Source organism: Sphingomonas pseudosanguinis (assembly GCF_052056765.1).
Classification (GTDB): domain Bacteria; phylum Pseudomonadota; class Alphaproteobacteria; order Sphingomonadales; family Sphingomonadaceae; genus Sphingomonas; species Sphingomonas pseudosanguinis.
Map to the genome: position 1 here is coordinate 993,720 of NZ_CP189888.1, position 14,726 is coordinate 1,008,445.

The 14,726-nt window shown below is 68.0% G+C and carries 10 protein-coding genes; 7 read left to right on the forward strand and 3 right to left on the reverse strand.

Going from position 1 to position 14,726, the window contains the following annotated elements; all coding sequences use genetic code 11:
- Positions 1-104: 104 nt before the first annotated feature.
- Positions 105-2,459, reverse strand: a complete 2,355-nt coding sequence (locus ACQHGV_RS04510; protein WP_440980142.1) for a glycoside hydrolase family 31 protein — start codon at positions 2,457-2,459, stop codon at positions 105-107.
- 102 nt (positions 2,460-2,561) lie between these two features.
- Positions 2,562-4,631, reverse strand: coding sequence for a phosphocholine-specific phospholipase C (locus ACQHGV_RS04515; RefSeq protein WP_440979595.1), 2,070 nt, complete (start codon positions 4,629-4,631; stop codon positions 2,562-2,564).
- Positions 4,632-4,948: 317 nt separating this feature from the next.
- Between ACQHGV_RS04515 and ACQHGV_RS04520 the strand changes: the two genes are divergently transcribed.
- The 7 genes from ACQHGV_RS04520 to ACQHGV_RS04550 all read left to right on the forward strand — a co-directional run bounded on the left by ACQHGV_RS04520 (position 4,949) and on the right by ACQHGV_RS04550 (position 13,834).
- Complete coding sequence (locus ACQHGV_RS04520) at positions 4,949-5,800, forward strand: TorF family putative porin (protein WP_440979596.1); 852 nt, start codon at positions 4,949-4,951, stop codon at positions 5,798-5,800.
- Positions 5,801-5,908: 108 nt separating this feature from the next.
- Positions 5,909-5,998, forward strand: coding sequence for a K(+)-transporting ATPase subunit F (gene kdpF, locus ACQHGV_RS04525; RefSeq protein WP_019517694.1), 90 nt, complete (start codon positions 5,909-5,911; stop codon positions 5,996-5,998).
- Between the two features lie 12 nt (positions 5,999-6,010).
- Positions 6,011-7,714: a potassium-transporting ATPase subunit KdpA gene (gene kdpA, locus ACQHGV_RS04530; RefSeq protein WP_440979597.1), complete on the forward strand. Its 1,704-nt coding sequence runs from the start codon at positions 6,011-6,013 to the stop codon at positions 7,712-7,714.
- 15 nt (positions 7,715-7,729) lie between these two features.
- On the forward strand, positions 7,730-9,766 hold the full coding sequence (kdpB, locus tag ACQHGV_RS04535) for a potassium-transporting ATPase subunit KdpB (RefSeq protein ID WP_440979598.1): 2,037 nt from the start codon (positions 7,730-7,732) through the stop codon (positions 9,764-9,766).
- Between the two features lie 131 nt (positions 9,767-9,897).
- Positions 9,898-10,470 (forward strand): potassium-transporting ATPase subunit KdpC, encoded by a 573-nt coding sequence (gene kdpC / locus ACQHGV_RS04540; protein WP_440979599.1) that lies wholly within the window; start codon positions 9,898-9,900, stop codon positions 10,468-10,470.
- Positions 10,467-13,148, forward strand: a complete 2,682-nt coding sequence (locus tag ACQHGV_RS04545; RefSeq protein ID WP_440979600.1) for a DUF4118 domain-containing protein — start codon at positions 10,467-10,469, stop codon at positions 13,146-13,148. The genes kdpC and ACQHGV_RS04545 overlap by 4 nt, the downstream gene beginning before the upstream one ends.
- Positions 13,148-13,834 carry a response regulator transcription factor gene (locus tag ACQHGV_RS04550; protein WP_440979601.1) on the forward strand — a complete coding sequence of 229 codons (687 nt, stop codon included), beginning with the start codon at positions 13,148-13,150 and terminating at the stop codon, positions 13,832-13,834. The genes ACQHGV_RS04545 and ACQHGV_RS04550 overlap by 1 nt, the downstream gene beginning before the upstream one ends.
- 127 nt (positions 13,835-13,961) lie before the next feature.
- Here the strand turns inward: ACQHGV_RS04550 and map are convergent, their stop codons facing one another.
- On the reverse strand, positions 13,962-14,726 hold the full coding sequence (gene map, locus ACQHGV_RS04555) for a type I methionyl aminopeptidase (protein ID WP_440979602.1): 765 nt from the start codon (positions 14,724-14,726) through the stop codon (positions 13,962-13,964).

Genomic DNA, 14,726 nt, shown 5'->3' on the forward strand with positions numbered 1-14,726 from the left:
GCTTCCTCTCCCCTCTGAAACGGCCGACTATTCCGGTCCGTCGGATCGATTGTATCGCGGTCGGCGCATTTCCCAAGAGGGAGAATGGGCCGGGCGCGGTCCCGTTATCGACCGATGATCTTGACCAGCGGTGCCGGCGTCTGGCCGGTCGGCAAGCGGCCGTTGGCGGTAAGCTGACGGGTGGCATCGTTCCAGTGCAGCGTCGCGCTGCGCCCGCCGGTCTTGCGCCAGGCGTTGGTGGTGCCGTCATCGTCATAGAGCGTGAAGTCGGCATCGCGGCCGGGATAGACCCGGATGCTCTCCAGCGCTTGCGCCGTCGCGGTGCTGGGCACCTGCACTCCCATCGGTACGATCGAGCCGGCGCGCACGAATAGCGGGATGCGATCGATCGGGGCCGCCGCCTCGATCCACTGGCCGCCGGTGTAGCGCGTATCGGTCCACCAGTCATACCAGTCGGCGCCTGAGGGCAGATAGACGCGGCGCGTGGTCCGACCCTGTTCGGTGACCGGCGCGACCAGGAAGGCGGGGCCGAACATATATTGGTCGCCCAGATCCTTCACGACCGGATCGTGGGGGAAGTCCATGAACAGCGCGCGCATGAAGGGCGCGCCGGTCTGGCTGGTCTGTCGCCCCAGCGCATAGAGATAGGGCATCAGCGCGTAACGCAGCCGCAAGCTGTTCGCGAGGATCGGTTCGGCCGCCGCGCCATAGTCCCACAAGGCGGTGCCCGGACGCTGGCCATGGATGCGCAGCGTCGGGGTGAAGGCGTTATACTGGAACCAGCGGACGAACAGTTCCGGATAATCGCGGTACGAGGGCGCCATCGCAGTCGCGCCCGCCGGATCGACCAGCACCGGGCGCGGTGCCTCCGGCCCGTTGGGCCATTGCCAGCCGCCCGTGTCGCTCGACCAATAGGCGATGCCGCTGGCGGTCATGCCGAGCCCAGCGGGCACCTGCCGGCGCAGCGCTTCCCAGTTGGACTGCACATCCGACGACCAGAACAGGCAGCCATTGGCCTGCGTCCCCAGATAGGCGGCGCGGCACAGGATCAGGTTGCGCGTGTCAGGCCGGTCGCGCGCCGATCCGTCCGCGACGCTGGCGGTGTGGAGCAGCGGATAGACGTTGCGATAGCGATCACCCGAGCCGATCGAGAAGAAATGCCCTTCGGGCACCAGATCCGGCTCGGTCTCGTCGAGCCAGGCATAGTCGAAGCCTTGCGAGAAGATGTTGTCGCGGATCTTGCCCCAGAACCATTCCCGTGCCTCCGGGTTGGTGGTGTCGATCAGCGCGCCCGCCCGGTCGGAGCGGATGGGCAGGCCGTCGACCGGATCGCCGTCCTTGTCCTTCATCAGCCAGCCCTTGGCGGCCAGCGTGTCGAACCAGCGGCTCTCGCGCTCGAAACGCGGCCAGATGCTGATGATGCTCTGAATCCCCATCGCCTTGAGATGCGCGTTCATGCCCAGGGGATCGGGAAAGGCGGTGCGATCGATGTCGAGCTGCCCCATCCGCGTCCAGTAGAACCAGTCGAGCACCAAGATGTCGAGCGGCAGGCCGCGCTTGCGGTATCCGTCGGCGATCTCGGTCAGCTGGCCTTGCGTCTCGTAGCGCGCCTTGCTCTGGATCAGGCCGAACGCGGCCTTGGGCGGCAGCGGCGTCGCGCCGGTCAGCCGGGCATAGCCGGCATAGAGTTCGTCGGTCGTCTTGCCGGCGATGACGAAGAAGGACACCCGCTCGCCGACATTGGAGGCGAATTTGGTCGCGTTCATCAGGCCGGGCGAGACGGTCGCGGCGGACGGGTTGTCCCACAGGATCGCATAGCCCTTGTCGGTGACCATGAAGGGCACGCAGACGGACTCGCCACCGGGGCGGTCATAATCGTGGCGGCAATCGATCGTGCGCCCGCGCAGGTCGAGTACGCCGTCCTGATACTGGCCCAGGCCGTAATAATGGGTATCGGGCGTGTCGGAAAAGCTCGCCCCGACGCGGAAGGTCTTCTCGCCCGACACCATGTGCGGCGCCTTTTCCCAGCCGGTCATCCGGGTCAGCGTCTTGCCGTCCGCGCCCGAGAAGTCGATCGACACCGGGGGAAGCGAGGGAACGAAATAGCGCTCCATCTGGCTGGGCGGCTTGGGCCAGGGCTGGGGCGCGATGGTGACGGTCAGGCCGGCGGAGGCGAAGACATCGCCGCTGCTGTCGGTCCGGTGGGTCCAGCCGCGTGTATCGCTAGTGCCACTGATGCCATAGCCCGGCTTGCCCGCCGCCTCGGCGCGGTCGGTGGCGATGGTGACGCGGACGATGCCGGGGGCGTAGGGCTCGACCGACACCTGCGCGCCGTTGCGCTCGACGATCGCCAGCGGATCGGCCGACAGCGCCAGCGGCGCGCCACCCAGCAGCAACGCGGCAGTGATCGCCCAGCGCTTGCCACGTCCCCGGCGATGGCCCGCCGCCACGGCGCGCATGTCCTGCCGCATCAGATTCATCCCCCCACGAAACCTTTTGATTGTGACCGCTACCCTATCGCTGCGGGCAGGGGTGGGAAAGAGGGTATCGGGGCGGCGGCGTCAGGCGATGAACGGGTCGCTGACGCTCGCGCGGCCGGGGCGGTCATGGCGTCCGCTCAGGCGGCGGCGATAGGTCGGATCGCTGGCGCGGGTCAGCGTCACGTCATACCAGCCGAGGCTGTCGTCCAGTGCCCAGCGGTGCCGACCGGGACGCAGCGGTTCGGCGGAACCGGGCTTCGCGGCCGGACGCTGACGGATCACGGCCATATCGGTCCAGGCGTCCGGAATGGTCAGCGTCAGCCCCGCATCGTCGACCGACCAGGATAGCGCCGTGGCGGACGCACCACGCCCGGTCAGGTGACGATGAAAGCCCGCCGGCCCCAACACCCAGAGGTCATAGTTACCCATCGCATCGAGCGACCAGACATCCTCGATCTGCGTGCCCGCCGCCAACGTATAGCGGCGTGGCACCCGATCGAGCGCGGCCCGGTCATAGACATGGAAAACCGCGCCCGCCCCATCGGCGCGGAAGGACAGGCGGATGCCGTGCGCATCGGGATGCTCTCGTACCTCCAATCGATAGGGTAGCGGGCGTGAGCGGCGGATACCCGGCTCCTGTCGGGGTGTGGCGGCATCGCCGGGCGCCTGCGGGCTGAGCTGTCCCTTGATCGCGGCGGCGCGCACGGCCTGACCGCGCGGGTCGGGCAGGGCGGGGGCGGCGGTATCGTTCGCGGCGAAATTGAAGGCGCTGGTCAGGTCGCCGCACACCGCGCGCCGCCACGGCGAGATATTGGGTTCGTGGAACCCGAACCGGGTCTCCAGGAAGCGGATGACGCTGGTGTGATCGAAGACCTGCGAATTGACCCAGCCGCCCCGGCTCCACGGTGAGACGACATACATCGGCACGCGAGGACCCAGACCGTAAGGGCGGCCGCGATAGGCGGGCTTGTCGACATCGGCGTCGCCGCCCGAGGGCACGTCATGATATTCGCCGGTCAGGTCGACGGTCGATCCGCCGAGCGGCCGTCCATCCGCCCCACGCGATGGCGGGGCCGGCGGGGGGACATGGTCGAAAAAGCCGTCATTCTCGTCGAACATCACGAACAGCGCGGTGCGCGACCAGACCTTCGGGTCGGCGGTCAGCGCGTCGAGCAGCTCGGCGGTATAAGCCGCCCCCTGAGCCGGGCTGGACGGATTGGGATGCTCCGATCCGGCGGCGGTGGCGATGATGTAGGAGACCTGGGGCAGGCGTCCGGCCAGCACATCGGCCCTCAGCACGTCCAGCCCGCGCGTGGTCAGCGCGCGGTCCTTGAGCGCCGGGTCGCCCTTGCCATGATGCGCGTCGCGGAACGCTGCGAAACCGACCAGCGGGTTGTCGGTGAAATTGTCGTCCATGTCCTGATAGAGCCGCCAGTCGACCCCGGCCGCCTGCATCCGTTCGACCACCGTCGTCCAGCGATAGGGATCGGCCGCGCCGCCCGCTTCCGCGAAATTGTCGTGCGAGTTGCTGATCGCCGGCCCGCCCGCCCGGCCCGCCGGATCGTTGGTGCCGGTCCACAGGAACAGGCGGTTGGTGTTGGTCCCGGTCTGGATCGCGCAGTGATAGGCGTCGCAGAGGGTGAACGCCTCGGCCAGCGCGAACTGGAAGGGCAGGTCGGCGCGGGCATAATGGCCCATGGCGCGCTGCTTCTTCGCCTCGGGCCAATGCGCCATCCGGCCCTCGTCCCACGCGGCCTGCGCATCGGGCCAGGTATGCGGCGTGCCTTCCATGCGCATGAGGTCGAACTGGCGCTGCGTGTCGAGATGGAAGGGCGCGATCAGGCGGGCGCCTTCGGGGGCGGTGCGATCATATTGCTGCCAGACGTCGCGTGGCGGTGCGCCCGGAGATAGCGGGGCGAGCGGGATGGGCAGGCGGTCGCCGAAACCGCGTACGCCGCGCAGCGTCCCGAAATAGTGGTCGAAGCCGCGGTTCTCCTGCATCAGGATGACGACATGCTCGACATCGCGGATCGTGCCGGTCCGCCGGTCGGGCGCGATGGCGGCCGCGCGGGCGATGGCGGGGGGCAGGGCGGCGGAGCCGGCGAGCGCGGCCCCGGCGGAGAGTAACGAACGACGCGAGAATGTGATCATGTCCCGCCATGGCCGAGATCGTTGACGTTTCCGTGACGCCATTATCTTCCTCCCCTGCAAGGGGAGGGGGACCAGCGAAGCTGGTGGAGGGGTGTCACCGGTTGCGAGGATAGTCGTACCTCGCCAACCGCGACACCCCTCCGTCAGGCCTGACGGCCTGCCACCTCCCCTTTCAGGGGAGGAATGTGTGCGTCGCTATACGCCATCTATATGCGAAACCGGGGGATCGCCCTCGAATTGCTACGCGCCCCGCGCCTAATTGCTCGGCCCTGGAGGTCGCCCCACTCATTCGCGGCGGCCTGTCCATAGGGGCATATATGAAGACCATCACCTTGGGCGCCGTCACGGCGCTGTTCGTGTTTCCGGCCGCCGCATCGGCGCAGACCGCCGAGACCGCACCGCCGCCGCCCGTGACCGTCACCGGTTCGGCTGCGATCGTCTCCGACTATCGCCTTCGCGGCATTTCGCAGTCGGACGGGCATATGGCAGTGCAGGCCGGCATCACCGCCACCCATGAGAGCGGCCTGTATGTCGGCACCTGGGCGTCGAACCTGGCGGGGTGGGGCACGTTCGGCGGCGCGAACATGGAGCTGGACCTGATCGGCGGCTACAAGACCAAGATCAGCCCGACCGGCACGCTCGACGTCGGCCTGACCTGGTACATGTACCCGGGCGGCGCGAACAAGACCGACTATGCCGAGCCTTTCGCCAAGCTGTCGGGCACGACCGGCCCGGTCTCGCTGACCGCCGGCGTCGCCTATGCGCCCAAGCAGCAGGCTATCGGCAAATGGTACAATAACGGCGCCAGTGCCGCCGCCGGCGTCTATGACCATCCCGGCGCGAAGAGCGACAATCTCTATCTTTGGGGCGACGGCGCGGCGGCGATCGCCGGCACGCCGTTCACCGCCAAGGCGCATATTGGCCATAGCTGGGGCATGGACGGGCTCGGCCCCAACGCCACCGCGCCGACACCGACCGGCGATTATTGGGACTGGTCGCTGGGCGCGGACACGACGTGGCGTAACCTGACGCTGGGCGTCGCCTGGGTCGATACCAGCATCTCCGACCGCGACGCCGCCTATCTGCGGCCGAGCTTCAGCAAGGGGCAGGACGGCACCGGCAACATCGCGGGCAGCACCGTCCTCGCCACCCTCACCGCCGGTTTCTGAGGAGCATCGCCGTGGATGATTTGATCTGGCTGTCGATCATGGTCGGGCTGGTGGCGGCGACGCTCGCCTATGCCCGCCTGTGCGACCATGCGTGAGGAGGGCTGAGCCATGACCCTCGACCTCTGGCTGGCGGCGCTGACCGCGATCGGCCTTCTCGTCTATCTGGTGGCGGTGCTGATCCGCCCCGAACGTTTTTAAGGGGGCGGCATCATGACGCTTCAAGGATGGGCCCTGATCCTGGGCTTCGTCGCGATCCTGCTCGCGCTGACCAAGCCGGTCGGCGCGTGGTTGTTCGCGCTATACGAGGGGCGGCGCACGCCGCTCCATGCCGTGCTCGGCCCCGTCGAGCGCGGCTTCTACAAGCTGGCGGGTATCGACCCGAACGCACAGCAGGGCTGGCGCCGCTATGCGCTGCACATGCTGATCTTCAACGTCGCGTTGATGGTCCTGACCTATATCGTGCTGCGCGTGCAATTCTACCTGCCGGGCAATCCGCAGGGGCTGGCCGGGCTGACCCCGCATCTGGCGTTCAACACTGCGATCAGCTTCACGACCAACACCAACTGGCAAAGCTATGGCGGCGAGGCGACCATGTCGAACCTCAGCCAGATGCTGGGCCTGACCATCCACAACTTCCTGTCGGCGGCGACCGGCATCGCGCTGGCCTTTGCGTTGTTCCGGGGTTTTGCGGGGCGCGAGACGAAGCATCTCGGCAATTTCTGGGCCGATGTCACGCGCATCACCCTGTACCTGCTGCTGCCGATCTGCGTGGTCTACACCGTCTTCCTGATCGCCAGCGGCGTGCCGCAGACCATGGCCGGTGTCGTCAGCGTCGACACGCTGGAGGGCGTGCGCCAGTCGATCCTCCTCGGCCCTGTCGCGAGCCAGGAAGCGATCAAGATGCTCGGCACCAATGGCGGCGGCTTCTTCAACGCCAACAGCGCGCATCCGTTCGAGAACCCGACCGCGCTGACCAACTTCGTCCAGATGCTGTCGATCTTCGCGATCGGCTTCGGCCTGACCTGGTGCTTCGGCAAGGCGGTCGGCAACACGCGTCAGGGCTGGGCGATCCTGGCAGCGATGATCCTATTGTTCTTGGGCGGCGTCAGCGTGGCCTATTGGGCCGAATCGGCGGGCAATCCCGTGCTGCACCAGCTGGGCGTCGCGGGTGGCAATATGGAGGGCAAGGAGGTCCGCTTCGGCGTCGCCGCCTCGGCTCTGTTCGCGGCGGTCACCACGGCGGCATCGTGCGGCGCGGTCAATGCGATGCATGACAGCTTCACCGCGCTGGGCGGCATGATCCCGCTGTTCAACATGCAGCTGGGCGAGGTCGTCATCGGCGGTGTGGGCGCTGGCATCTACGGCTTCCTGCTGTTCGCCATTCTGGCGGTATTCGTGGCGGGCCTGATGGTCGGTCGCACGCCCGAATATGTCGGCAAGAAGATCGAGAGCCGCGAGGTGAAACTCGCCGTCCTCGCCATCGCCGTCCTGCCGTTGTTCATCCTGGGCCTGACCGCGCTGTCGTGCGTGACGGGGCAGGGTCTGGCGGGGCCACTCAACAAGGGGCCGCATGGGTTCGGCGAAATCCTCTATGCCTTTACCAGCGCGGTGGCGAACAACGGCTCGGCCTTTGCGGGCCTGACCGCTTCTACCCCTTGGTATGACGGCCTGTTGGGCGTCGCCATGTGGGTGGGCCGCTTCTTCATCATCGTGCCGATGCTCGCCATTGCGGGCAGCCTCGCCGCGAAGAAGCATGTCCCCGCCTCGGCCGGCTCCTTCCCGACCACGGGTGTGCTGTGGGTCGGTCTGCTGGTCGGCATCGTGCTGGTGCTAGGCGGCCTGACCTTCCTCCCGAGCCTCGCCCTTGGTCCCATCGCCGATCATCTCGCGATGATCCGCGGTCAACTCTTCTGATCGGGAGCGCCATTCATGGCCCATTCCCCTACCAAGAGCCTGTTCACCGCCGAGCTCGTGCTCCCGGCGATCAAGGCCTCGTTCGTCAAACTCAATCCGCGCGAGCTGATCCGCAACCCGGTGATGTTCGTGACCGCGGTGGTCGCCGCACTCCTGACCATCCTGCTCGTCGTCGGGCATGACGGGCTGACCACCGGGTTCAAGCTGCAGCTCGTCGTCTGGCTGTGGCTGACCGTGCTGTTCGGCACCTTCGCCGAGGCGCTGGCCGAAGGGCGCGGCAAGGCGCAGGCAGCCTCGCTTCGTGCCGCCAAGGCCGAACTCACCGCCAAGCGGCTGAAGGGCGCGGGCCATGAGTGGGAGAATGTCCCCGCCAGCGCGCTGAAGATCGGCGACGTGGTGCTGGTCGAGACCGGCGACCTGATCCCCTCGGACGGTGAAGTCGTCGCCGGTGTCGCTTCCGTGAACGAAGCCGCCATCACAGGCGAGAGCGCGCCCGTCATCCGCGAGGCGGGTGGCGACCGTTCGGCCGTCACGGCGGGCACGCGCGTCATCTCGGACGAAATCCGGGTGCGCGTCACCGTCAATCCGGGGCAGGGCTTCCTCGACCGCATGATCGCGCTGGTCGAGGGGGCCGAGCGGCAGAAGACCCCGAACGAGGTGGCGCTGACCATATTGCTCGTCGGTCTGACCATCATCTTCCTGATCGCGGTCGGCACCATTCCGGGCTTTGCCTCCTATGCGGGCGGCAGCATCCCGGTGGCGATCCTGGCGGCGTTGCTCATCACCCTGATCCCGACGACCATCGCGGCCTTGCTGTCGGCGATCGGCATTGCGGGCATGGACCGTTTGGTCCGCTTCAACGTGCTCGCCAAGTCGGGCCGTGCGGTCGAGGCGGCGGGTGACGTCGACGTGCTGCTGCTCGACAAGACGGGCACCATCACCATCGGCGACCGTCAGGCGAGCGAGTTCCGTGCCGTCGGCGGCTCGGACGTGGATGCGCTGGCCGAGGCCGCGCTGATGGCCAGCCTGGCCGATGAAACGCCCGAGGGCCGCTCGATCGTCGTCCTGGCGCGCGAGCAGTTCAAGGTCTCGATCGCCAGCCTGCCAACGGACGCCGAGATCATCCCCTTCACCGCCCAGACCCGTATCTCGGGCGTGAAGATCGGCGACCGGCTGATCCAGAAGGGCGCGGTCGACTCGATCCTGCGTGCTCATCCGGGTGTGGGGGAGACGGCGGCGGCGACCCAGCTGCGCCGCATCACCGACGAGATCGCCCGCGCGGGCGGCACCCCGCTGGCGGTGGCGGAAAATGGCCGGTTGCTCGGTGCCATCTTCCTGAAGGACGTGGTCAAGGCAGGCATTCGCGAACGCTTCGGCGAGCTGCGCCGCATGGGCATCCGCACGGTGATGATCACCGGCGACAACCCCCTGACCGCCGCCGCCATCGCTGCCGAGGCGGGCGTGGACGACTTCCTTGCGCAAGCCACGCCGGAGGACAAGCTGGCACTGATCCGCAAGGAACAGCAGGGCGGTAAGTTGGTCGCGATGTGCGGCGACGGCACCAACGATGCGCCGGCGCTGGCCCAGGCGGATGTCGGCGTCGCGATGAACACCGGCACCCAGGCCGCGCGCGAAGCGGGCAACATGGTCGATCTGGACAGCGATCCGACCAAGCTGATCGAGGTCGTCGGCCTCGGCAAGCAGCTGCTGATGACGCGCGGCGCGCTGACGACCTTCTCGGTCGCCAATGACGTGGCGAAATATTTCGCGATCATCCCGGCGATGTTCGTGGCGCTCTATCCGGGCCTCGGCGTGCTGAACGTCATGGGGCTGGCGACGCCGCAATCGGCGATCCTGAGCGCGATCATCTTCAACGCGCTCATCATTCCGCTGCTCGTGCCGCTGGCGCTGAAGGGCGTGGCCTACAAGCCGATGGGGGCGGGGCCGCTGCTGGCGCGCAATCTCGCCGTCTATGGCCTGGGCGGCCTGATCGCGCCGTTCGTCGGCATCAAGATCATCGACCTTGTGGTCGGTGGCCTCGGGCTGGCGTGAGTTGAGGGCAAAAGCCCCTCCCCTTCAGGGGGAGGGGTTGGGGTGGGGCCTTTCCCCAAGCGTTACGTTTGCGACGGCGCCCCACCCCCTACCCCTCCCCTGAAGGGGAGGGGCTTGAGGAAGGGAATATCATGAACACGGACATTACCTCCGCATTTCGGCCCGCGATCGTGATGACGATCCTGTTCGCGATCCTGCTCGGCTTGGTCTATCCTCTGGCGATGACCGGCATCGGACAGGCAATCTTTCCGCATCAGGCGAATGGCAGTTTGGTGCGGGTCGGTGGCCGCGTGATCGGCTCCGAGGTCGTCGGCCAGGCGTTCACCAGCGACCGCTACTTCCAGACGCGCCCCTCGGCGGCGGGCAAGGGCTATGACGGGCTGGCCTCGTCGGGCTCGAACCTGGGGCCAACGTCGCAGGCGCTGGCCGACCGGGTGAAGGCCGATGTCGCCAAGCGCCGGGCCGAGGGTGTGATGGACGCAATGCCCGCCGATCTCGTCACCGCCAGCGGTTCGGGCCTAGACCCCGATCTATCGCCCGCCGCTGCCTTGGCGCAGGCGGCACGTATCGCCCGCGCCCGTGGCTTGGGCGTCGAGCAGGTCCGCGCGCTGGTCGTCGCGCATAGCGAGGACTCGGTCCTGGGCGACCCGCATGTCAACGTCCTGGCCCTCAACCGCGCGCTAGACGCCGCTTCCAAGCGATGACGGCAGGCGAGCCGCGCCCCGACCCCGATGCCCTGCTACGCGCCGCCGAGCGCGAGGGGCGCGGCCGCCTGAAAATCTTCCTCGGGGCGGCACCCGGCGTCGGCAAGACGTTCGAGATGCTGTCCGAGGGTGCGGCCCGGCGCCGCGACGGCGTCGATGTCGTCGTCGCGGTCGTGGAAACCCATGGCCGCGTCGAGACCGAGGCGCTGGTACGCGGCCAGGAGGTCATGCCCCGCCGCGCCGTACCCTATGAGGGGCGGACGCTGCACGAGATGGACATCGACGCGGTCCTCGCCCGCGCGCCCCGCCTCGCTTTGGTCGACGAACTGGCCCACACCAATGCGCCGGGCAGTCGCCATCCCAAACGCTATCAGGATGTCGAGGAGCTGCTGGCGGCCGGGATCGACGTCTATTCGACGGTCAACATCCAGCACGTCGAAAGCCTGAACGACGTCGTCGCCAGCTTCACCCGCGTCCGCGTGCGCGAGACGGTGCCCGACCGCATCCTGGAGGCCGCCGAGATCGAGATGGTCGACATTCCGCCCGACGAGCTGATCGAGCGGCTGAAGGCGGGCAAGGTCTATCTGCCGCAGGAAGCGACGCGGGCGCTGTCGCATTTCTTTTCCAAATCCAACCTGTCGGCGTTGCGCGAACTGGCGCTTAGGCGCGCGGCGCAGGCGGTCGATGCGCAGATGCTCGACCATGTGCGGTCGCTGGGCGTCGGCGGAAAATGGGCGGCGGGCGAACGGCTCGTCGTCGCGGTCAGCGAACTGCCCGGCGCCGACGAACTGGTCCGCGCCGCCAAGCGCACCGCCGACGCGCTGCGGGCACCCTGGACCGCGCTGTTCATCGACACGCCGCGCACCGCGACCTTGGGCGAGGCACAGCACCGGCGACTGGCGGCGACGATGACGCTGGCGACGCAACTGGGCGCGGCGGTGGCGACGGTCCCCGCGCCCAGCGTGGTCGAGGGCATCCGCGCCTTCCTGACCGACGCGCGCGCCACGCAGCTGGTCGTCGGCAAGGCCAAACGCTCGCGCTGGTTCGAGCTGCGCCATGGCTCGGTCGTCGACCGGCTGGTGCGCGAGACGCCGGGCGTCACCGTCCATGTCCTGCCGGTGGGCGAGGCCCCGCTCGAGCGCGAGCGGACCCGGCGGCGTGGGCAATGGGGATCGCCCATCGGCTATGCCCTGACGCTGGCGGGCGTGACGGGCGTCACCGGGCTGGCGAGCGCGCTGTTCCATATCCTGAACCTGGGCAATGTCGCGCTGCTTTACCTGCTGCCGGTCATGGCGGCCGCGAGCCTTTATGGCCTGCGCACCGGCCTGTTCGCCGGGATTGTGTCCAGTCTGGCCTACAACTTCTTCTTCCTGCCCCCCGTCGGCACGCTCAGCGTCAGCAATCCAGAGAATATCATCTCGATCTTCGTCCTGCTGGGCGTCGCCATCGCCACCAGTCAGTTGACCTCGCGAGTCCGTGCCCAAGCCGATCTGGCGGCGGCGAGTGCGCGGGATAATGCCACGCTGGCGGGGTTCCTCCACCGGCTGAGCGGCCTGGCGGACCCGGCCGAGGCGTCGCGCGTGATTTGCGAAGACATCGCCCGACTGTTCGAGGTACAGGCGGTGCTGCTCACCCCGTCGCCCGCCGGGCTGGCGGTACAGGCCGCGACCAAGCCCGATTATCGGCTGGAGACGATGGAGATGGCCGCCGCCCACTGGGCGTTCGACACCGGCACGCCCGCGGGCAAGGGGTCGGCGACGCTGGCCGCGTCCGAATGGCTGTTTCAGCCGCTGAAGGCGGGCAACCGGACGCTCGCCGTGCTGGGGCTGGCGCGGGAGACGGGCGGCGAGCCGGTACGCGCCGATCGCCTACCTCTGTTGACCGGGTTGATCGATCAGGCGGCGCTGATCCTCGAACGGTTGCGGCTGGAGGTGGAGGTGCGTGACGTGGATGCGGTGCGCACCCGCGATCGCTTGCGCGCCGCGCTGCTGTCCTCGGTCAGCCATGACTTGCGCACACCGCTGACCGCCGTAATGGCCGCCGCCGCGCAACTGCGGCAGGGCGCGACGGCCGAGCTGATTTCGACCATCGAGGGGGAGGCGGCGCGGCTCAATCGCTTCGTCGCCAATCTGCTCGACATGGCGCGGGTCGAGGCGGGGGCGCTGAAGCTGAAAATCGAGGCGATCGACTTGAGCGACGCTGTGACGGGTGCCGCGCATGACGCCCGCCGCGCGCTGGAGGGCCATGCGGTGCGGCTCGACGTACCGCCCGACTTGCCACTGGTCCGCGCCGATCCCCAGTTGCTGCACCACTGTCTGCTCAACCTGCTCGACAATGCCGGTCGTTATGGCGATCCGGGGACCGAGATCGTGATCGAGGGGCGGCACCGCCACGGGTCTTTGCGCCTCTCGGTGCTCGACCACGGCCCCGGCCTGCCGCCGGGCCGTGAGGAGGAGGTGTTCGAGACGTTCCGGCGGCTTGAGGGCTCCGACCGGGTGGTCGGCGGCACCGGCCTGGGCCTCGCCATCGTCAAGGCCTTTGCCGAGGCGATGGGTCTGAGCGTAGAGGCGGGCAATCGCGAGGATGGCGAGGGCGCGGCGTTCGCGCTGTGCTTTCCGCGTGAGCTTATCATGCGCGACCTTGTCATGGGTGACGGGGCGCCGGAGGGAATGGCCTGATGCCCGCGACGATCTTGGTGGTGGATGACGAAATCGCGATCCGCCGTCTGCTGCGCAACACGCTGGAACAGGCGGGGCATCAGGTGGTCGAGGCACGCGACGGGCGCGAGGCGCTGGCGCGTGCGGTGGCGGACCATCCCGATGCGGTGCTGCTCGACCTGGGCCTGCCCGATCGCGACGGGCTCAGCCTGATCCCGCTGTTGCGCGGGCAGGGGGCGCGGGTGGTGCTGGTCGTCTCGGCGCGCGAGGCGACCGAGGAGAAGGTCGCGGCGCTCGATCTGGGGGCAGACGATTATGTGACCAAGCCGTTCGACAGCGAGGAATTGCTCGCCCGGCTGCGCGTCGCGTTGCGCCATGCCCGCGCGGCCGAGGCGGCGCCGCGCACGGTGAAGACCGGCGACCTCGTCATCGACCTCGACCGCCGTCTGGTGACGCGCGGCGGCGAGGAGCAGCATCTGACGCGCAAGGAGTATGACGTGCTGGCGATGCTGGCCCGCCATCCCGGCCGGGTGGTGACGCATGACAGGATCATCGACGCCGCCTGGGGCGGGGACGAGGACCCGCGCATCGATTATCTGCGCATCGTCGTGCGCAACCTGCGCCAGAAGCTGGAGGCGCCGCAGCCGGTGGGCAGCGTCATCGCGAACGAGCTGGGTGTCGGGTATCGGTTGCGGATGGAAGTCTAAAATTCCTCCCCTGTAAGGGGAGGTGGCGCGCGCAGCGCGTCGGAGGGGTGTCCCCTTCTCGATAGCGCTACACCCCTCCGTCAGGCCTTTGGCCTGCCACCTCCCCTTACAGGGGGAGGAAAGTGGATCAGCCCACCGTCTCGCCCTCTCGCAGCGTCAGCACCTCGACCCCCTTTGCCGTCACCGCGACGGTATGCTCGAACTGCGCCGAGAGCTTCCCGTCATTGGTCACCACCGTCCAGCCATCCTCGGCGGTCGATACGCGGTGGGTGCCGGCGTTGATCATCGGCTCGATGGTGAAGGTCATGCCTTCGCGCAGCGCCGGGCCGGTGCCGGGGCGGCCGAAATGGAGGATGTTCGGCTCCTCATGCATTTCGCGCCCGATGCCATGGCCGCAATAATCGCGCACCACCGAACAGCCATGCGCCTTGGCATGGCGTTCGATCGCCGCGCCGATGTCGCCGAGCCGCGCGCCCGGGTGGACCTGCGTGATGCCCTTCCACATCGCGGCCTGCGCGACGCGCACGATCTTGCGCGCGGCGGGCGAGACCTCGCCGACCATATAGGTCTTGCTCGAATCGGCGATGAAGCCGTTCTTTTCCAGCGTGATGTCCAGGTTCACGATGTCGCCGTCGCGGATCACATCGTCCGCGCTCGGCACGCCGTGGCACACCACCTGGTTGATCGAGCTGTTGAGCACATAGGCAAAGCCATATTGCCCCTTGCTGGCAGGACGGGCGGCCAGGTCGTGGGTGATGTACCGCTCGACCAGATCGTTGACCGCCAGCGTCGACAGGCCGGCGAGCGACAGCTTGTCCAGCATCTCGAACACCCGCGCCAGCAGCCGCCCCGACACGCGCATCAACGCCAGTTCGTCCGATGTCTTGATCAT

What these genes read in the sequence shown, in the direction of transcription:
- ACQHGV_RS04510 (WP_440980142.1), bottom strand. Translation starts at nt 2,459, where the DNA reads ATGCGCGCCGTGGCGGCGGGCCATCGCCGGGGACGTGGCAAGCGCTGG.
- kdpA (WP_440979597.1), top strand. Translation starts at nt 6,011, where the DNA reads ATGACGCTTCAAGGATGGGCCCTGATCCTGGGCTTCGTCGCGATCCTG.
- ACQHGV_RS04520 (WP_440979596.1), top strand. Translation starts at nt 4,949, where the DNA reads ATGAAGACCATCACCTTGGGCGCCGTCACGGCGCTGTTCGTGTTTCCG.
- map (WP_440979602.1), bottom strand. Translation starts at nt 14,726, where the DNA reads ATGATCAAGACATCGGACGAACTGGCGTTGATGCGCGTGTCGGGGCGG.
- ACQHGV_RS04515 (WP_440979595.1), bottom strand. Translation starts at nt 4,631, where the DNA reads ATGATCACATTCTCGCGTCGTTCGTTACTCTCCGCCGGGGCCGCGCTC.
- ACQHGV_RS04550 (WP_440979601.1), top strand. Translation starts at nt 13,148, where the DNA reads ATGCCCGCGACGATCTTGGTGGTGGATGACGAAATCGCGATCCGCCGT.
- kdpB (WP_440979598.1), top strand. Translation starts at nt 7,730, where the DNA reads ATGGCCCATTCCCCTACCAAGAGCCTGTTCACCGCCGAGCTCGTGCTC.
- ACQHGV_RS04545 (WP_440979600.1), top strand. Translation starts at nt 10,467, where the DNA reads ATGACGGCAGGCGAGCCGCGCCCCGACCCCGATGCCCTGCTACGCGCC.
- kdpF (WP_019517694.1), top strand. Translation starts at nt 5,909, where the DNA reads ATGACCCTCGACCTCTGGCTGGCGGCGCTGACCGCGATCGGCCTTCTC.
- kdpC (WP_440979599.1), top strand. Translation starts at nt 9,898, where the DNA reads ATGAACACGGACATTACCTCCGCATTTCGGCCCGCGATCGTGATGACG.